This is a genomic window from Naasia lichenicola (assembly GCF_004801885.1).
In the GTDB taxonomy this organism is placed as follows: domain Bacteria; phylum Actinomycetota; class Actinomycetes; order Actinomycetales; family Microbacteriaceae; genus Naasia; species Naasia lichenicola.
On sequence record NZ_SSSM01000005.1, the window covers coordinates 804480 to 822480 of the forward strand.

The window sequence follows — 18001 nt, forward strand, 5'->3', positions numbered from 1 at the left end:
CAGCTCTGCCGAGGCCGACTCGAGTCAGCGACGGCGGAGGATCGAACCGCCCCAGATCGCGAGCGCACCGGCGATGACGGACTCGCTGACGGCCGCGCGCCGAATCGTGGCGGGTCCCCAGATCGCCAACGCGATCATGGATGCCGCATGCAGAGCGTCCACGACGACGCCGAGCCGCCGCCCGCCGACGAGTGCGGTGATCGACGCTTGGGTGACCTGACGCCAGCCGAGGAAGCGGAGCACCGCCAGCTCGTCCGCGGTGGGCCGTCTGCCGAATTCGACTTCGCCCACTCGAGCCGTCGCCAGAGCGTCGGCGAGGCCGAGCGCAGCGCGCGCCAACTCCAGCGGAGTGGCCCTCATCGACTCATCGCCCGGCGCACCGCGCCGATGACGGGGATGGCGAGCGCGACCCCGGCCGCAGCGGTGTAGGCGGCCGTCCGATTCCGGATCGCCCAGATCTGCGGGCTGCCTGACAGGGAGCGGCTGCTGAACGCTCCCCGGGCGCCATGGTCCCCGGCGATCGGCTCGTACAGGTTGGTGCCGAGCATCGGCTCCGTGACGTCGGGCGCCTGCTGGCCCGAGTAACCCGACTTGGCGAGATACCAGTCGGCGATCCGGCTGCCGAACCGGTTGCCGAGGGTTGTGGCGACGGTGGGCTCTCCGACCCAGGTGCGACGCCGCGGCTTCTGCGCGACGTCGACGACGACCTTGGCGCAGATCTCCGGCTGATAGATGGGGGCGACGGGCTGCGGGTGGGCCGGCAGCTGCGACTTCACCCAGTTGAACTGGATCGTGTTCATGGCCGGCATGTCCACCTGCGACAGCGTCACCTTCGACTTCTGGTGCAGCAGCTCGGTGAGGACCGATTCGTTGAAGCCGGTGATCGCGTGCTTCGCGGCGCAGTACGAGGCCTGGAGCGGGATCCCGCGGTGGGCGAGTGCCGATCCGATCTGCACGATCGTGCCCGAGTTCCGGGGCTGCATGCGTCGAAGAGCGGCCCGCGTGCCGTTGACGAAGCCGAAGAAGTTGACGTCGAACGCCCGCTCGAAGTCCTTGGGGTCGGTGCTGATGAATTCGCCGAAGACGCCCACCATCGCGTCGTTGACCCACACGTCGATGGGCCCCAGCTCGGATTCCACGCGGGAGGCTGCCGCCTCCACGGCGTCGACGTCCGCGACGTCGGTGGAGATCCCGAGAGCCCGCCGACCCATCGACGTCACGTCGTGGACGGCGCCGTCCAGGCCCTCCTGCCCGCGGGCGAGGATCGCGACGTCGTAGCCGCGCGAAGCGAGTTCGCGCACGATCGCCCTGCCCAGTCCAGCCGTGCCTCCGGTGACGACGGCGATGGCCGAACTGGAGGTCGAGTGCTGGCTCGGTGTTGAGGAAGTCATGGGCCCAACCTACGCACGCGCCCCCGACTCAAACTGCGAGGCGCCCCCGAAGCCGGCTCAACCGAAGCGGCGCTCGGTGATCAGTCCGATGAGGTGACCTTCCGGATCTTCGAACCTGCCGATCTCCACACCGGGGAAGAGCGGGTCGGGTCCGAGCATGCGCCTGCCACCCAGCTCTTCCGCCCGCGCCAGCGCTTCCTCGACGCTCGGAACCTCGACGAACACGGTCACCTGACCGGAGTGGCCCTCTGCGCGCGTCTTGCCCTGCCAGGTCGTGGAGGGGATCTCCGGCACCTGGGCGATCGCGCCGCCGAGACCGTTGCCGGACGCATCGAGGTTGTCGTCTCGGAGCAGCATCCCGTACTCGGCGGGATTGCTCGCATCGACGTGCGCGTCCCAGTCGAACAGATCCTTGTAGAAGCCGCGGAGGGCCTTTCCGTCGAGGCCCTCGATCTCGAAGTCGACAACGGCTCGACCCATGGAGGACTCCTTCGCTCTTGTCCACGATTCGTGGAGAGCGTCACCGTAACACAGACGGACGAAAGCATTCCGTCTTGCTTGCTACCCTGAGTCGGTGCTCGAAGATCCACGCGATGGGCGCGTCCTCGGACGTCAAGCCGAGGCCGCCGCCAATGACAGCCGCATCCTGCGCGCCGCCATGGAGGTCATGACCAGCCGCCCGCGCGCGTCGATGGCGGAGGTGGCTGCTGAGGCGGGAGTCGGGGTCGCGTCCCTCTACCGTCGGTTCTCCAGCAGAGACGATCTCGCTCGACAGCTCGCCCTGTTCTCGATGCAGTCGGTGGAGGACCAGGCCACGCGTGCGCTCGGCGAAGTGGACGGCGACCCGTGGGGCGCATTCCTCGGATTCCTGGCCGGGGCGATGGATGGGGGTGCCGGCTCGATGCGAGCACTCGCCGGCACCTTCCCGGCAGGCGAGGAGCTGAACGCCGCCGGACGCCGGCTGGGTGATCGGATGCAGGAGCTGCTCACTCGATGCCAGGATCTCGGAGTGGTCCGGCGGGACATCTCCGGCTTCGACCTGCTCCAGTTCTTCGAGATGCTGCGCGCGGTCCATGTGACCGATGGCGAACGCACGTCGGGGCTGCGACGTCGGTATCTCGAGCTGCTCGCGCCCGCCTTGCGCGCCGGAGATGCCGCGCCGCTCAGTGCGCCGGGCCCCAGCTGGCAGGAGATCGTGGCCGTCTGGAACCCGTGACCGGCCGGTCGCAGCAGGCGACTCGGCCGGTTCAGGCGGCGAGGTGGAAGGTGCTCACGAAGCGATCCAGCAGATCGCTTCGGCCCTGCAGCACCTCGACAGCCCCTGTGGCGATCGCTCGCCCGGGAGCGAGCTCGCCCGAGATGAGGCGTCGGATGTCGGGACCGGTCGCGAACGCGAAGTCGACCGGTCCTTCCCCCCGGCTGACGTCGAGGCGCGATCCGTCGACCCGGATCAGCAGCTCCGCACCGCCGAGCCGTGCCCCGTACGAGGTCGCGGGCAGGCTCGCGGCGACGATCGGCTGGAACGCCGTGCGCAAGTCGATGGTCATCGAGTCGGGCGTGATGATCTGCTCGTCGCGCGGATCACCGAGCGCCTTGAATCCCCACGCTCCGAGCGCGAGCACGACGGGCTCGAGCTCGCGGCCGTAGGGGGTCAGCTCGTACAGGATGATCCGCGAGCGGGGCGCCCGGCGGATCACGCCGGCCGCCTGCAGCTCCTTGAGCCGCGCCGCCAGGATGTTGCTCGGGATGCGGGGGAGTCCCGCAGCGAGCTCGCCGTAGCGACGCGGCCCCACCAGGAGGTCGCGGATGATGAGCAGCGCCCAGCGCTCTCCGACGAGCTCCAGTGCCTGGGTCACACCGGAGTACTGGCCGTAGTCGCGCGCAGCCATCGGCTGTCGGTTAGGACTGCTGGTTCGCGAAGGCCTCGGGGCCCTGCGCGGCGGCGACCGGATCCATCCAGCCGAAGTCGATCACATTGCCGTCGGGGTCGGTCAGCCCGCGCTGGTACATGAAGCCGTAGTCCGCGGGCTCTCCCGGCTCGGCGCCGCCTGCCGCGAGGCCGTCCACGACGGCCTTGTCGACCGCGTCACGCGTCTCCAGGAAGATCGCGGTGGACGAGGCGGGGTTGACCGACGGGTCGCCGATCGGGAGCTTGGTGAAGGTCTGGAAGTACTCGCGGGTGTGGATCATGAAGTAGCTGTGATCCTCTTCGACGACGACGCAGGCGGCGTTGTGGTCGGAGAACTGCGGATTGATGCGGAATCCGATGGCGGTGTAGAACGCCTTGGCGCGGTCCAGATCGGTGACGGGCAGGTTGACGAACATCGATGCCATGGGGCTTCCTTCTGACGTGAGGGGTGTGTGAGACCCACACTTGCAAAAAACAAGTGCCGCGTCAAGGGGAATGGTCACCCAGTGAGCGAGCTGCCCGCGGTCCGAGACAATCGCACGGCCGCGACGAGCGGCAGCACGGTGATCGCCGCGATCAGGAGGAACGCGAACCGGTAGGGGATCAGCCCTGTGCCGAGTGCGAAACCCGTCGCAAGGGCCATCGCGCCGATCGCGACGCCGAAGCCCACCGCGACCTGCTGGATGGTGGAGACCAGCGTGTTCGCCGACGACAGCTCGTCCGGCGGGATCTCGGCGTAGGTGATCGTCGCGTAGGCCGTGAAGCCCGACGAACGGGCGATCCCGCTCAGCACGAGCAGCGGTACGACCAGGAGCAGGCTCGACTGCGGCGTCAGGAAGGCCATTCCGACCATGCAGGCGATTCCGGTCGCGTTGGCCGCGATGAGCACCCAGCGGAATCCGAAGGTCTTCAGCAGCCAGGTTGTCGCCGGCTTGATCGCCAGATTGCCGACGAACAGCCAGAGCACGATCGCCCCCGCCTCGACGGCGGACCAGCCGAACGCGTCCTGGAACATCAGCGGGAGCAGGAACGGCACCGCATTGATCGCGGCGCGATAGACGGATCCGCTGGAATTCGCGACCCGGAACGACTCGTGCCGGAAGTTCCGCAGCTGAAGGAGCGGATGGTCCGATCGCAGCAGGTGGCGGATGGCGAAGGCGATCACGAGCAGACCGATCGCGCCGGCGATGCCGAGCGCGACGAGGTCCACTCCGGATTCGCTCACCAGGCTCGTGCCGTAGACCAGCGATCCCAGTCCCACGACGACGAGCGCGAACCCCGGCACGTCGAGGGCGGGAGCCGGCGGCCCCTCGACCTCGGGGATGATCCGCAGCGCGATCACGAACGCCGCGATGCCCAGCGGCAGGTTGATGAGGAAGATCCAGTGCCATGACGCATAGGTGGTCAGCACGCCGCCGACGAACGGCGCGATGATGGGCGCGACGAGACCCGGCCAGACGAGGATGGCGATCGCTTTGATGATCCCCGTCGTCGGCGTGACGCGCAGCACGGCGGCCCGCCCGACCGGGACCATGAGCGCTCCTCCGACCCCCTGCAGCACGCGCATGCCGACCAGCATCGGCAGGCTGGTGCTGAGTGCGCAGAGCAGCGACGCGATGGTGAATATCGCGATGGCGAGGGTGAAGATCCGACGCACACCGAAGCGCTCGCTCAGCCAGCCGGACGCCGGGATGATCACGGCGACCGTGAGCAGGAACGCCGTGACGGTGACGCCCACCGAGGCGGAGTCGACGCCAAGGTCCTCGCCGATCGCGGGTGCCGCGGTGGTGACGATGGTGCCGTCGAGGTTCTCCATGAAGAAGCAGCCGGCCACGAGGTACGCGATCCAGCGCTGTCGCTTGAGGTCCAGCTCCGTCTCCTCGCTGTGACGGAACGGCCGCCTCGCGGCTCAAGTATCCCGCCGCCCGGGCCGTGGGTCAGTCGCGCAGGCCGGTGCGGCGGGCGACGGAGACGGCGTCGGGGCTCAGCACGTCGAGCAGGAAGTCGTCCTCCTCGTGGTGCACGACGGCCGGATAGCCCGTCGCTTCGCGGATGATCCGGTGCACCCGGTCGCCATCGAGAGGGGCGGGGTCGAATGCCGGCCGCCAGTGGCACAGCAGCAGGACACCGCTCGGAGCGAGTGATCCGACGATCCGTGCGGCGACGCGACGCAGGGCCTCCTCGGTCAGGAAGTAGCCGACCTCGGACATCAGGATCAGGTCGAACCGACCGTCGGGCCACTCGTCGGGCAGGGCCGAGCGCACGAACTCGACATTCGATGCTCCCTCCAGTCGCGCTCTCGCCTGGTCGAGCGCCGTCGAATCGAAGTCCGTGGCTACCAGGGCATCGCAGCGGGGTGCGAGCTGCGCGGTCAGCACTCCGATCGAGCAGCCGAGCTCGAGCGCGCTCCCGTAGCGCTGGGCGGGAAGGGCGGCGAGGGTGATGGCCCGCTTGCGCTCCTCGTACCAGCGGCTCTCGAAGCCCCACGGATCCGCGTCGGCCGCGTAGAGATCGCGGAAGTAGCCGCTCAGGTCGTTCATGTGCCTCACCCTAGGAGTGCCGTCCGCGGGGGCGCTGGGATGAGGGCACCGCTCGATCCGCGCGAGCACTGCCGTGCGGACAGAACACTCCCGTAGACCACAGTGTTCTGTCCGTAGGAAAGTGCTGTGTCCGCAACCGGGGCGCGGAAGCGCGGTGGAATTCAGCTCGACGCGGCGCTGCGGACGAAACGCGGTCGGGTGCCAGCGCGTTTTGTCCGAAGCGCCGCGTTGTGTCCGAGACGCCGCGTGGGTGCGGGTAGCCGAGCGGCCGTCGAGCGTCTACCGTGGCGACATCCCGTCGATCCGCCGACGAGCAGCAGTGGAGGCAGAGCCGTGACCGAGGCGACCCACAGCACCATCACGCCGATACTGGTGGCTCAGCTGCTGGTCGAGGACGGCCGGATGCCCGTGTACGTGCACCTGATCGAGCACCCCGACGGGCGCATCATCGTCGACACCGGCATGACCGAGCTGCATCCGGCGGTCGCCGACATGGATCCGCTGCTCACCCCGCTCAGCGAGCAGGACCTCGACCTGTCCAGCATCGACATGGTCGTCAACACGCACCTGCACTTCGATCACTGCGGCGGAGACCGCCTCTTCGCCGACCGGCCGATCCATGTGCAACGCCAGGAGCTCGACGACGCGCTGAACCTGGAGGACTACACGATCACGGAGTGGATCGCGGCGCCCCAGCTGCGCTTCGTTCCGGTGGACGGCGAATTCGAGCTGCTGCCGGGGATCCGGCTCGTCCCGACTCCCGGACACACCCGTGGATCGCAGGTCGTCACGGTCGAGACAGCAGAGGGCCTCGTCGTGATCGCTGGCGACACGGCGGTCTTCCACGGCGAGCTGGACGATCCGCGCACTGAGGGTCAGCGCATCGTGCGAGCGCTCGAGCCCGTCGCGGTCTGGCTCGCCCACGCGGAAGAGCCGTGGCGGCCGCCGGCAACCTGACCTCACCGGTGCGCTGAGTCAGGCGAGCTGAGTCAGGCGAGCTGACTCAGACCTGCGACTGGGACCTGCGACTCAGGCGCGTGACGCCAGCTGCCTCTGTTCCCACTGCATGCGCGCGGCGGTCACGGTGTTGGCGAGGAGGGTGGCGATGGTCATCGGGCCGACCCCGCCGGGGACCGGGGTGATCCAGCCCGCGACCGCGCTGACCTCGTCGAACCGGACATCGCCAGTAAGGCCCGACTCCGTACGGTGGATGCCGACATCGATCACGACCGCACCGGGCTTCACATGCTCCGCGCCGATGAGGTGAGGCACGCCGGCGGCGGCGATGAGCACGTCGGCCTCGGAGGCGACGGCCACGAGGTCACGGGTACGGGAGTGGGCGGTCGTGACGGTCGCATTGCGCTCCAGGAGCAGGCGGCTCATCGGCCCGCCGACCAGCTCGGAGCGGCCCACGACCACGGCGTTCAGCCCCTCCAGTGAGATGCCGGTGGAGTCGATGAGGGTGATCACCCCGCTCGGTGTGCAGGGACGAAGACCCGGCCGGCCGCGGGCGAGCAGGCCGGCGCTCAGGGTCGTCAGGCCGTCGACGTCCTTGAGCGCGGGGATGAGGTCGATCAGTGGACCGCTCTCCAGATGCCGAGGAAGAGGAAGCTGAAGCAGGATGCCAGAGACCGCGTCGTCGTGGGCGAGCTCCTCGATGATCGCCGCGACCGTGGGCTGCGCGACGTCGGCGTCGAGGTGGCGGTGCAGGTCGGCCATGCCGGTCTCGACGGCGAGGCGGCGCTTGTTGCGCACGTAGACCTCGCTGGCGGGATCCTCCCCGACCAGGATGGTGGCGAGCCCCGGGACGATGCCCGTGCGCTCGCGGAACTCGGTGACCTCGGCGGCGACCCGGGCGCGTACCTCGCGGGCGATCCGGGTGCCGTCGATGAGTTGGGCGGTCATGCGACCATCCCCAGCAGGTGACGGCTCATCGGAAGACGACGGTGGTGTTGCCGTCTCGGATGACGCGGTCCTCGCAGTGCCACTGCACCGCACGCGCCAGCACCTGACGCTCCACGTCGGCGCCGTAGCGGGCCATGTCCGCGGCGGACTGGGCGTGGGTGACCCGGGCGACGTCCTGCTCGATGATCGGGCCCTCGTCGAGGTCCTTGGTGACGTAGTGGGCGGTGGCGCCGATGAGCTTGACGCCGCGTTCCTTGGCCTTGAGGTAGGGGCCGGCGCCGATGAAGGCGGGGAGGAAGGAGTGGTGGATGTTGATGACGGGTGCGCCGACGTTCTGCAGGAAGTCGTCGGAGATGATCTGCATATAGCGGGCGAGGACGACGAGGTCGACGTTGCCCTGCAGCAGCCGGAGGTGCTCGGCTTCGGCTTCCTTCTTGTCGCCGGTGACGGGGACGTGGAAGAAGGGGATGCCGAATTGGCGGACGTCTTCGGCGAGGTCGGAGTGGTTGGAGACGACCATGGCGACGTCCATGTCGAGCTCTCCTCGGCGGTGGCGCCAGAGCAGCTCGAGCAGGCAGTGATCCGACTTTGACGCGAAGATCGACACCCGCTTGCGCTGCTTGGCGGAGGTGAGGGTCCAAGTGAGGCCGAGGGCATCGCCCAGGCGCTCGTCGAGCGCCTTCTCCAGCTCGGGGCGTCGGGCGCGGAAGTCGGGGAGGTCGAAGACCGTGCGCTGGAAGAAGTTGCCGCCCTCCGCGTCGGTGGAGAACTGGTCGAGCGAGATGATGTTGGCCCCGAACTCCTGCATCGTCGAGGACACGGTGGCGACGATGCCCGGGCGGTCCGCTCCGGTGATGATGAGGCGGCCGGTGTTGTCCGATGGCTGCGAGGTGGCGGCCTTCGGATTGCTGGCCGGAGATGCGGCCGGAGTGCTGGCCGGTGCGGCGAGTGACACGATGTGCTCCTTTTAGATGCCTGGCGGCGTCGAAGGGTCGGCGGGGGAGGTGGGGGGATCGCTCGGGGTGGGAAGCAGGAGCAGAGCGGCTGCGCTCGCCTCCGCGCTTCCAGAGTAGGAGCCGCGCGAGGCGATCGTCATGGTGCGGGCGCCCACGTCACGCACTCCGCGGTCCGAGACGCAGCCGTGCCGGGCGTGCGCCACGACGAGGATGCCCTCCGGCGCCAGCGCGGCCTCGATGGCATCCGCGATCTGCTCGGTGAGACGCTCCTGCAGCTGGAGCCGTGACGAGAGCGCCTCGATCGTCCTGATGAACGAGCCGAGGCCGGCCACTGCGCCGGAGGGGCGGTACATCAGGTGGATCACGCCGTCGAACGGCAGTAGGTGGTGCTCGCAGACCGATCGGAAGGCGATGTTCCGCAGGGCGACCGCCTGCCCGGAGAAGCTCTCTTCGCCGGGCAGGGGGATCAGGGGAGCGACAGGATCGGCGTCCCGTCCGCTCAGCAGCTCGGCCCAGGACTGCGCCGAGCGCACCGGTGTCGCACCGAGCTCGGGGCGATCGACGTCCTCGCCCAGTGCCGCGAGCAACTCGCGGACCGCCGCGGCGACGCGCTCGAGATCGGGCCCGGGCGGCGTGCCGTTCGTCGGCACGCCGCCCGGGTTGTCCGTCATCTCGAGTACGTCAGTCCCGCGTCGGTGTCAGTCGGCGCTGGCTCAGTTGGAGCTGGCGGAGCGCCAGCCGCCCTGGTACTCGGTCCGCGCCGTCTCGGCGTAGGGGACCGGGCTGACCACGACGCGCACCTCGCGCTGCTTGTGCGGCTGGACCGAGGTCTTCTTGGAGTTCGGGTCCTCGCCCCACAGCACCTTGACCTCGGTGCCGATCTCGACGTCGGGGTCCACCGTCGCGAGCGAGAGTCCGCGGCGCTCGTTGGCGCTGTAGCCGGTGAACAGCGAGGCGCCGACGATCTTGCCGCTGGCGTCGACGACGGAGTCGAAGTTCGACGATCCGTAGTTGGCGTTCGGCAGGTTGAAGAACTGGGCGGAGGTCTCGTCCTGCTCGAGGAGCGAGCTCATGATCTCGCCGAGGTCCTCGGAATTCCAGGCCAGCGTCACCTTGCGGCGCTGCGTGGTCGGGTCGATGGCCTCGAGCGCGTCGCGTCCGATGAAGTCGTGGTCGAACTTCACGAACGAGCCGTAGCCGAGCTCCCACGGGTTGAGGTAGTAGTCCTCGATGTTGTCCGAGACGAACGAGCCGGCGAGAGCGTTGGTGGCCTCGTAGCTGTCGACGGGCAGCCACTCGCGGTAGGCGCGCTCGGCCTCGCCCGAGTAGATGGCGGGCAGCGGGGAGGGGATCCAGCCCGACTCGAGGGTGTTCGACGAGTAGGCGCGGGAGCCGACGGGCTCGAGGCCGAACTCCTGGCCCGCCTCGAGGATCGCGTTGCGGATGCGCTCGGCGTCCGCGTACGGGCCCCAGAGCTCGAGGCCCGGTGCGCCGGCCATGCCGTGGCGCAGGGTGCTGACCTCGGTGCCGTCGATGTCGAGCTTGCCCAGGCGGAAGAACTTGACCTGGTCGACGGAGCCGCCCTGCAGCTTCTCGATGATCGGCCAGGCGTTCGGACCCTGGATCTGGTAGCGCCAGTACTTGCGGCTCACGGCCTTGCCGTACGGCCGGCCGGGGGAGCGGCGGTCCACCTCGATGTCGACGTCGTATCCGCCGGTCTCGCCGTGGAAGAGCAGCCAGTTGGCCACGGGTGCGCGGCCGACGTAGACGTACTCGCCCTCGATCTCGTGGAAGAGGATGCCGTCACCGACGACGCCACCGTTCGAGGCGGTCGGGACGAGCTGCTTGGCCATGCCCACCGGGAAGTTGGCGACGGAGTTGATCGCCGTGTCCTGCAGCAGCTTGAGGGCGTCCTTGCCGCGGATGATCAGGTTGTCCATGTGGTGCGACTGGTCGAACAGGACTGCCGAGTCGCGCCAGGCGCGCTGCTCGCGCTGCCAGTTGCTGAACTCGGACGGGACGACCGGGTAGATGTAGGTGCCGATGGGCGAGTTGCGGAGCAGTTCGACGGGGTTGCCGGCTGCGTCCAGGACTTCCTGGAGATTCTTCGGGGCCATGCGCTGGTTCTCTTTCCTATCGATGAGCGTCTGTGCTCGGGACGTGCGGGTGGAGGTGGTGCGGGAGGTGGAGCTGAGTGATGCGGTCTGAAGCGTGGGTCGGAGCGGGGGTCAGGACGGGTAGCGCTGGAGCATCTGCTTGCGCCAGGCTTCGGTGCCTTCCAGCTCGTTGAAGGTGAAGATGTGGAAGTCCTGCAAGTTGTTGTCCGCCGCTCCGATGGCGGGCTTGAGGCCGCGGATCAGCTTGTTCGGGCTGTAGCCGCCCGGCACGAAGAAGCGCCAGAACATGCCCTTCTGCTTCTGCAGGAACTTGAGCGAGTCGCCGACGCCCGAGGCGAGGGAGATGCGCAGGAGCTTCTCGCGGCTCACTGCGCCCGGCATGCCGACGCGGATGGGCAGATCGACACCCTCGGACTTGATGCGACGCGCCCAGGAGATGATCGCGGGAGCGTCGTAGCAGATCTGCGTCGCGATGTAGGTCGCGAGCTGGGCCTTCTCCTTGAGGGCGGCGTCGAGTCCGTCCTGCGGGATGAAGTGGTGCCCTTCCGGGTAGCCGCCGATCCCGATCGAGGTGAACTCGTGCCCGATGGAGTCGAGCGACTTGAGCAGCGAGAGGGCGTCCGTGTACTCGCCGGCCGGCTCCTCGGCGTCGCCACCCACGACGAAGACGCTGTCGATGCCGACGGCCTTCAGTCGCTGGACGAACTCTCCGAGCTGCACCTTGTCGCGGATCATCTTCGCCGAGAGGTGCGGGGCGACCGAGTAGCCGTGTCCCGCGAACTTCTCGGCGAGCGCGATGGTCGCCTCGATGCCCTTGGGGGGAGAGGCGGTGACCGTCAGGCGCACCGACTTGGGGACGAACTTCACGACGTTGTCCTCGGTGGCCTTGAACGGCAGCACCTCGTAGCCCATGTTCGACAGCACGCCGTTGAGGGTCCGTCGCTTCGCGACGCCCTGTCCGCTCGTGGTCACGCCGTCGGCGCTCACTGCGCAGCTCCGACGAATCCGTGCGCGATCAAGATGCTGGCCACATTGCCTCCTTGGAACGGGTCAACCACTATCTGCATAGTGGTGAGTCACTATGATCATAGGGAGATGCACGTCGGTGCGCCAGACTCGGGTGGAACCAATTCCGATGAACGGCATAACCGCTCTCCAGCCGGTTAGCCTGGTGGCCACCGGCAGGAATCGAGGATGATCATGAGTCTGCGACAGGCGCTTCTCGCATTGCTGACGACGCAGTCGATGACCGGCTACGACCTCTGCAAGTCTTTCCGCTCTTCGGTCGGATTCGTCTGGCATGCACCTGATTCCCAGATCTATCCCGAGCTGCGCAAGATGGAGGAGGTCGGACTCGTCACGAGCGCCCCGGTGCCGTGGGGACCGACCACGACCAAGCGCGAGTACACGATCACCGATGCCGGGGTCGGGGCGTTCCGCGAGTGGATGAACACCACGCTCGACTACTCGCGTGAGCGCGATCCCGTGCATCTGAAGGCCGCGTACTTCGAATGGGCCACGCCGGAGGCGACGAGAGATCAGCTGGTCGCCCATGTCGAGTACTACGAGGCGCGGCGCGAGCAGTGGCTGGGCATGATCGGCGAGCTGCAGGATCACTCCCAGCCGACGCTGGTCCGACGGCTCGAGCACTTCCCCGAGGATTCGTGGGAGGCGATCACCGAGTTCAAGGTCTTCTCCTACCAGGGCCTTGTCGCGCAGGCGGAGCAGCAGATCGAGTGGGCCAAGCGCGGCCTGGAGCTGAGCGAACGGCTGCACGCCCACCGCCCCGATGCCGCGATCATCACCGGCCGGCCCTCCGTCCCCGCCGACCGGAGCGCCTGACGCGCCGCAGCGCTGGTCAGCGGTCGCGGTAGTTGCTCCGGGCGTAGTCGAGGTAGGGGGCCGGCGCGACGGTGGCGCGGATCGTCACCTGGCGATGCGGCTCGACCTGCGGCTTGCGGGTGTTCGGATCCTCGCCCCAGGTGACGGTGACCTCTGTGCCGGTCTCGGCCGCTGAGCTGTCGATGGTGGCCAGGGATGCGAAGACCTGCTCATTGGCCATGTAGCCGCAGTCCATCGAGATGCCGACCGGCTTGCCGTCGAGCAGCACCTCATCCGCCTGGTAGAGGCCGTAGCGGGACTTGGGCAGCGCCATGTACTTGGCGGGGGTGCCGGGCTGGAACAGTGATCCGATCGCGGCGGCCACGTCGTCGCCGTTCCAGACGAGCGTCACCTTGGTGCGGGTCTGGTTCTCGGCATGCCGCTCGAGGGCGGCGCGGCCGATGAAGTCGTGGTCGAAGGCGACGCTGCGCCCGTAGCCCAGGTCGTACGGGGTGACGTAGTAGTCCTCGATATCGCTGGACAGCAGGCTGCCGGCGAGCGATCCAGCTCCCGCGGCGCCGAGCCAGGCGCGGTAGGCGTCGGTGCCTTCGCCACTGAAGATCGCGGGCAGGGGAGAGGGCACCCAGCCCGATTCGAGGTTGGCGCTCGAGTAGCCCATCGAGCCGACCTGGACGAGACCCAGGTCGGCGCCCGCCTCGATGAGGGCCGCACGGATGGAGTCGCCTTCCGCCCACGGCCCGAACAGCTCGAAGCCGGGCTGGCCCGCCATGCCATGGCGGAGTGCGCGGACGGTGCTGCCGGCGATCTGGAAGCTGGTCATGTGGAAGAACTTCGTCGCCGGCACGGGGCCGCCGATCAGCTTCTCGACGAGGGCGAGCGCGTTCGGGCCCTGCAGCTCGTAGCGGTAGAGCTTGGGCGGGCCCTGTCGGACGATCGAGTTGCCATCGCGTTCGACCTGCGCGTCGTAGTCGCCGGTCTCGAGGTGGTACTGCACCCAGTCGATCACCATCGGATGGCCGACGAGGTCGAAGCTCTCCTCCGCCAGGTAGAAGAGGATCGCGTCGCCGATCAGATAGCCCTCGTGGTTGACGGCGATGAACTGCTTGGCGTTGTCGACCTGGAACTTCGCGAAGCTGTTGACGCCGGTGTCGCTCAGCAGCTTGAGGGCGTCCGGTCCGGTGAGGAACAGGTCGGTCATGTGGTGCGACTGGTCGAGCAGGGCGACGGTCTCCCGCCAGGAGTGCTGCTCGGACCGCCAGTTGCTGAACTCGGGAGCGACGGGGAAGACGGTCGGTCGGGCCTGGGCGTTGCGCAGGAAGTCGACGGAGGAGCCGGCCGCCGCGATGGCATCGGCGAGGCTCGGGGATGAGGTGGCCATGGTGAACTCCTTCGTTCGAGGACGCGATCCACGAGGTGAGCGGGCGGCGGCGGTGCCGCGATCCGGGCGCCGACCACAGGGCCGACGCGGTGTCCACGATGGTCGACATACCTGTGCGAGATGCTCAGTGCAACGCATCAACGGGACCGTTCGATTTTGGAAACACAATTGTTGACAATCCAAATGACGCGTGCTTGTCTGAGGCTCGAAGCGAGCCGTATCGCCATGCGACCACGGCACCGCCACGAGAGACATGACCGAGTGATGGAGCCGGGCCGATGAGCGACCAACCGCAGAGCACCCAGGCCGGGACCGTACTGGTCGTGAGCGCACACGCAGGCGACTTCGTCTGGCGGGCGTCCGGCGCCATCGCATCGGCCGTCCAGCGAGGCGACCGCGCGGTGATCGTCTGCCTCTCATTCGGCGAGCGCGGCGAGTCCGCGAGCCAGTGGCTGGCCGGCAAGTCCCTCGAGGAGATCAAGGCGATGCGTCGCGCCGAGGCCGAGGGTGCCGCCGCGGCCCTGGGCGCCGAGATCGAGTTCCTCGACGCGGGGGACTACCCGCTCCTCGAGAGTCCTGAGCTCACGGACAAGCTGGTGCAGGTCTTCCGCCGCGTGGTGCCGACCGTCGTGCTCACCCATCCGCTGACCGATCCGTACAACGGCGACCACCCCGCAGCCGCGCGGATGACGCTGCAGGCTCGCATCCTCGCCCAGGCGATCGGCTACCCCGGGGAGGGCGAGCCGCTGGGTGCGCCTCCCGTCTTCTTCTTCGAGCCGCATCAGCCCGAGCAGTCCGACTTCAAGCCGAACGTGCTCCTCGACATCACCGCCGCGTGGCCGGCGAAGCTCGAGGCGATGAAGTGCCTGCCCGCCCAGAAGCACATGTGGGACTACTACTCGGACCTCGGGGTCCGTCGCGGCGTGCAGGTCAAGCGCAACGCGGGGCCCAACCTCGGGCTGCCGGTCGACACCAAGGGCGAGGCGTACATGCGCTACTACCCGCAGGTCACCACGGTTCTGGAATAGGGGCTCGGATGCCGAACGTGATCGTCACCGGCGTGAGGCGCACGCCGCTCGCCGACCTCGACCAGCTGGCTGAGTACGGTGTCGCCACCGTGCACGAGGCGATGGGACGCACCGGGCTGGTGGGCACCTCGGTGCATCCGATCCAGGACGGCGCTCGCGTCGCGGGATCCGCCGTCACGGTGCTCTGCTGGCCCGGCGACAATCTGATGATCCACGCGGCGGTCGAGCAGTGCCGCCCCGGCGACCTGCTCGTGGTCACCACGGTGTCCCCGTCACTCGACGGCTCGTTCGGCGAGCTCTTCGCCACCGCGCTGCAGCAGCGCGGCGTCCGCGGTCTTGTCACGACAGGCGGAGTCCGCGACGTGGTCGACCTCCGCGCCATGGGCTTCCCGGCATGGGCTGGGGCGCAGAACGCGCAGGGCACGGTGAAGGCCACACCCGGCTCGGTCAACGTGCCGATCGTGGTCGGCGGTGTCGTGATCCGTCCGGGAGACGCGGTGGTGGCCGACGATGACGGCGTGCTCTGCGTCGCCCGCGAGGACGTCACGACGGCGCTCGCCGCATCCGCATCCCGCGTCGCCAAGGAGGCGGACTCCCGTTCCGCCTATCAGAACGGCGAGCTCAGCCTCGATCGCAACAAGCTGCGCGGTGTGCTCTCCGACCTGGGCGTCAGCTACGTGGCCGCGACAGGCGAGGACGCCGAGCCCGACTCCGCTCCAGCCGATCCCACCTCGACCGGCGAGGCGTGAGCGCGATGTCGACTGACGGCGTCCGCTGCATGATGATGCGGGGCGGCACGTCCAAGGGCGCCTACTTCCTCGCCGAGGATCTGCCCAGCGATTCCGCCGAGCGCGACGACCTCATCCTGCGCATCATGGGCAGCCCGGATCCGCGTCAGATCGACGGGATCGGCGGTGCCGACCCGCTCACCAGCAAGGTCGCCGTGATCTGGCGCTCCGCCGATGATGCGACGGATGTCGACTACCTCTTCCTGCAGGTGATGGTCGACCGGGCCGTGGTCACCGATCGGCAGAACTGCGGCAATCTGCTCGCCGGAGTGGGCCCATTCGCCGTGGAGCGCGGTCTCGTGCCCGCGACGGGCGCCGAGACCAGCGTGCGCATCAAGATGATCAACACCGACTCGACCGCCCGTGCCACCTTCCCGACCCCGGGCGGGATGCCGGACTACAGCGGCGACACCGCGATCGACGGAGTGCCCGGAACGGCCGCCGAGATCCGGATCGAGTTCACCGACACGGCAGGTTCCTCCACGGGAGCGCTGCTGCCGACCGGCAACGCGACCGACGTCGTGGACGGGGTCACCGTGACCTGCGTCGACAACGGCATGCCGTCCGTCCTCATCGCCGCCACCGACCTCGGTGTGACCGGAGCGGAGTCGCCCGAGGCGCTGCAGGATGACGTCGAGCTCAACCGCCGGCTTGCGGCAATCCGACTGCAGGCCGCCGAGCTGATGGGCATGGGCGATGTCTCGAGCACCACCGTGCCGAAGATGGTGCTGCTCGCAGCTCCCACCGACGGCGGCGTCATCTCGACCCGGAGCTTCCTGCCGGTCAAGGTGCACAGCTCCATCGGCGTGCTCGGAGCGCTCACGGTCGCGGCGGGAGTATCGATCGACGGCGCCGTCGGCAACGACCTCGCCGCGCTGCCCGCTCCTGGCGAGCAGTTCCGGATCGAGCATCCCACCGGACACTTCGACGTCGTGATCGAGATGGACGGGCGGGACGTGCGCTCGTCCGGCAACATCCGCACCGCTCGGAAGCTGTTCGACGGCACCGTCTTCCCGCGCTAGTGATCCAGCTCTGAGCTCGTCCGTCCCTTCCTGATCCCTCAACCTGACGCCGACGTCATCAAGGAGTAGTCATGCGCAACAGTTCATTCGGCGACATCGCCCATCTCGGCCACGTCGAGCTGCTCACCTCCGAGTTCGACAAGAGCCGGTGGTTCTTCACGGAGCTGCTCGCGATGCGCGAGGTCGCGGCGGAGGGCGACTCCGTCTTCCTGCACGCGTGGGACGACTACGAGCGCTACACGCTCAAGCTCACCGCCAGCCCCGCCTCCGGAGTGGGCCGGGTCGCTCTGCGCACCGGCAGCCAGGAGGCGCTCGAGCGCCGAGCGGCCGCGATCGAGGCGACCGGTCGCGGCATCGGCTGGAAGGACGGCGAGCAGGGCGTCGGCCGCAGCTACGCCTTCACCGATCCCGACGGGCACCCGATGGAGATCTACTACGACACCGAATGGTTCCAGGCGCCCGACGATGCGAAGCCTGCCCTCAAGAACCAGGCGGACAAGTATCCGGGGCGCGGCATCAACGCCCGGCGCCTCGACCACGTCAACTACCTCGGCAAGGACGTCGAGGAGAACGGCACGTTCATCGCCGACGCGCTCGGCGGCGAGGCCACGGAGCAGATCCGGTTGAACACGGGTCAGATCTCGGCCCAGTGGTTCCACTTCAACAGCAAGTCGTACGACGTCGTCTACTCGGCGGACAACACCGGCAGCACGGGGCGTCTGCACCACATCGCCTTCGCCACGGACACCCGTGAGGACATCCTCAAGGGCGCCGACGTGTTCCTCGAGAACGGCATCCACATCGAGTCGGGACCGCACAAGCACGCCATCCAGCAGACCTTCTTCCTCTACGTCTACGAGCCGGGCGGAAACCGCATCGAGTTCGCGAACGCCGGCGCGCGCCTCATGCTCGCGCCCGACTGGAAGACGATCGAGTGGACCGAGGCCGAGCGCGCCAAGGGCCAGGCGTGGGGCATGAAGACGATCTCCACCTTCCACACCCACGGCACCCCGCCCGTCGGCGAATAGCCGGCGCGCGCGTACGCACGCGGGCACGGGGGTACGCGGGCGCAGGATGCTGCTCGGCCACCTTTTCCGCTGACGGCCACCTTTGCAAAGGTGGCCG

20 protein-coding genes are annotated in these 18001 nt (G+C 68.4%); 7 read left to right on the forward strand and 13 right to left on the reverse strand.

Going from position 1 to position 18001, the window contains the following annotated elements; translation table 11 throughout:
• Positions 1-24 precede the first annotated feature (24 nt).
• Genes E6C64_RS14815 through E6C64_RS14825 form a run of 3 tightly spaced genes read right to left on the reverse strand, consistent with a single transcriptional unit; the run spans position 25 to position 1871 of the window.
• Positions 25-360 (reverse strand): hypothetical protein, encoded by a 336-nt coding sequence (locus tag E6C64_RS14815; RefSeq protein ID WP_136428244.1) that lies wholly within the window; start codon positions 358-360, stop codon positions 25-27.
• Positions 357-1391, reverse strand: coding sequence for an SDR family oxidoreductase (locus E6C64_RS14820; protein WP_136428245.1), 1035 nt, complete (start codon positions 1389-1391; stop codon positions 357-359). Before E6C64_RS14820 ends, E6C64_RS14815 begins: the two co-directional genes overlap by 4 nt.
• Positions 1392-1448: 57 nt before the next feature.
• Positions 1449-1871, reverse strand: a complete 423-nt coding sequence (locus E6C64_RS14825) for a VOC family protein (protein ID WP_136428246.1) — start codon at positions 1869-1871, stop codon at positions 1449-1451.
• Positions 1872-1965: 94 nt separating this feature from the next.
• Here E6C64_RS14825 and E6C64_RS14830 point away from each other — a divergent pair, with 94 nt between their 5' ends.
• Positions 1966-2607 carry a TetR/AcrR family transcriptional regulator gene (locus E6C64_RS14830; RefSeq protein WP_136428247.1) on the forward strand — a complete coding sequence of 214 codons (642 nt, stop codon included), beginning with the start codon at positions 1966-1968 and terminating at the stop codon, positions 2605-2607.
• A 31-nt stretch (positions 2608-2638) separates the two neighbouring features.
• Here the strand turns inward: E6C64_RS14830 and E6C64_RS14835 are convergent, their stop codons facing one another.
• The 4 genes from E6C64_RS14835 to E6C64_RS14850 form a co-directional block, all read right to left on the reverse strand.
• Positions 2639-3280 carry a winged helix-turn-helix transcriptional regulator gene (locus tag E6C64_RS14835; protein WP_136428248.1) on the reverse strand — a complete coding sequence of 214 codons (642 nt, stop codon included), beginning with the start codon at positions 3278-3280 and terminating at the stop codon, positions 2639-2641.
• A gap of 10 nt (positions 3281-3290) precedes the next feature.
• Complete coding sequence (locus E6C64_RS14840) at positions 3291-3725, reverse strand: VOC family protein (RefSeq protein WP_136428249.1); 435 nt, start codon at positions 3723-3725, stop codon at positions 3291-3293.
• 74 nt (positions 3726-3799) lie between these two features.
• A complete protein-coding gene (locus E6C64_RS14845; RefSeq protein WP_233255642.1) occupies positions 3800-5134 on the reverse strand; it encodes an MFS transporter in 1335 nt (444 codons plus the stop codon).
• 103 nt (positions 5135-5237) lie between these two features.
• Entirely contained in the window at positions 5238-5840 is a 603-nt protein-coding gene (locus E6C64_RS14850; RefSeq protein ID WP_136428250.1) for a class I SAM-dependent DNA methyltransferase, read from the reverse strand.
• A 333-nt stretch (positions 5841-6173) separates the two neighbouring features.
• Between E6C64_RS14850 and E6C64_RS14855 the strand changes: the two genes are divergently transcribed.
• Positions 6174-6797, forward strand: a complete 624-nt coding sequence (locus E6C64_RS14855; protein WP_233255643.1) for an N-acyl homoserine lactonase family protein — start codon at positions 6174-6176, stop codon at positions 6795-6797.
• A 72-nt stretch (positions 6798-6869) separates the two neighbouring features.
• On the opposite strand, the gene folD is transcribed toward E6C64_RS14855, so the two are convergent.
• The 5 genes from folD to E6C64_RS14880 all read right to left on the reverse strand — a co-directional run bounded on the left by folD (position 6870) and on the right by E6C64_RS14880 (position 11805).
• Positions 6870-7745 (reverse strand): bifunctional methylenetetrahydrofolate dehydrogenase/methenyltetrahydrofolate cyclohydrolase FolD, encoded by an 876-nt coding sequence (gene folD, locus E6C64_RS14860; RefSeq protein ID WP_136428251.1) that lies wholly within the window; start codon positions 7743-7745, stop codon positions 6870-6872.
• Positions 7746-7770: 25 nt separating this feature from the next.
• Positions 7771-8700: a formyltetrahydrofolate deformylase gene (gene purU / locus E6C64_RS14865; protein ID WP_136428252.1), complete on the reverse strand. Its 930-nt coding sequence runs from the start codon at positions 8698-8700 to the stop codon at positions 7771-7773.
• A gap of 12 nt (positions 8701-8712) precedes the next feature.
• A complete protein-coding gene (gene folE, locus E6C64_RS14870; protein ID WP_136428253.1) occupies positions 8713-9372 on the reverse strand; it encodes a GTP cyclohydrolase I in 660 nt (219 codons plus the stop codon).
• A 42-nt stretch (positions 9373-9414) separates the two neighbouring features.
• Positions 9415-10818, reverse strand: coding sequence for a vanillate/3-O-methylgallate O-demethylase (gene ligM, locus E6C64_RS14875; protein WP_136428254.1), 1404 nt, complete (start codon positions 10816-10818; stop codon positions 9415-9417).
• A gap of 111 nt (positions 10819-10929) precedes the next feature.
• Positions 10930-11805, reverse strand: coding sequence for a methylenetetrahydrofolate reductase (locus E6C64_RS14880; protein WP_233255644.1), 876 nt, complete (start codon positions 11803-11805; stop codon positions 10930-10932).
• Positions 11806-12018: 213 nt separating this feature from the next.
• Here E6C64_RS14880 and E6C64_RS14885 point away from each other — a divergent pair, with 213 nt between their 5' ends.
• Positions 12019-12660 (forward strand): PadR family transcriptional regulator, encoded by a 642-nt coding sequence (locus tag E6C64_RS14885; RefSeq protein ID WP_136428255.1) that lies wholly within the window; start codon positions 12019-12021, stop codon positions 12658-12660.
• 16 nt (positions 12661-12676) lie between these two features.
• Here the strand turns inward: E6C64_RS14885 and E6C64_RS14890 are convergent, their stop codons facing one another.
• Positions 12677-14038: an aminomethyltransferase family protein gene (locus tag E6C64_RS14890; RefSeq protein WP_136428256.1), complete on the reverse strand. Its 1362-nt coding sequence runs from the start codon at positions 14036-14038 to the stop codon at positions 12677-12679.
• A gap of 323 nt (positions 14039-14361) precedes the next feature.
• Here E6C64_RS14890 and E6C64_RS14895 point away from each other — a divergent pair, with 323 nt between their 5' ends.
• The 4 genes from E6C64_RS14895 (at position 14362) to E6C64_RS14910 (ending at position 17904) form a co-directional block, all read left to right on the forward strand.
• Entirely contained in the window at positions 14362-15066 is a 705-nt protein-coding gene (locus tag E6C64_RS14895; protein ID WP_233255645.1) for a PIG-L deacetylase family protein, read from the forward strand.
• An 8-nt stretch (positions 15067-15074) separates the two neighbouring features.
• Entirely contained in the window at positions 15075-15815 is a 741-nt protein-coding gene (locus E6C64_RS14900; protein WP_136428258.1) for a 4-carboxy-4-hydroxy-2-oxoadipate aldolase/oxaloacetate decarboxylase, read from the forward strand.
• Positions 15816-15820: 5 nt separating this feature from the next.
• The gene (locus tag E6C64_RS14905; protein ID WP_136428259.1) at positions 15821-16876 is read left to right on the forward strand and encodes a 4-oxalomesaconate tautomerase; all 1056 of its coding nucleotides are present in this window, start codon (positions 15821-15823) and stop codon (positions 16874-16876) included.
• Positions 16877-16947: 71 nt separating this feature from the next.
• Positions 16948-17904: a VOC family protein gene (locus tag E6C64_RS14910; RefSeq protein ID WP_136428260.1), complete on the forward strand. Its 957-nt coding sequence runs from the start codon at positions 16948-16950 to the stop codon at positions 17902-17904.
• The last annotated feature ends 97 nt before the right edge of the window (positions 17905-18001 follow it).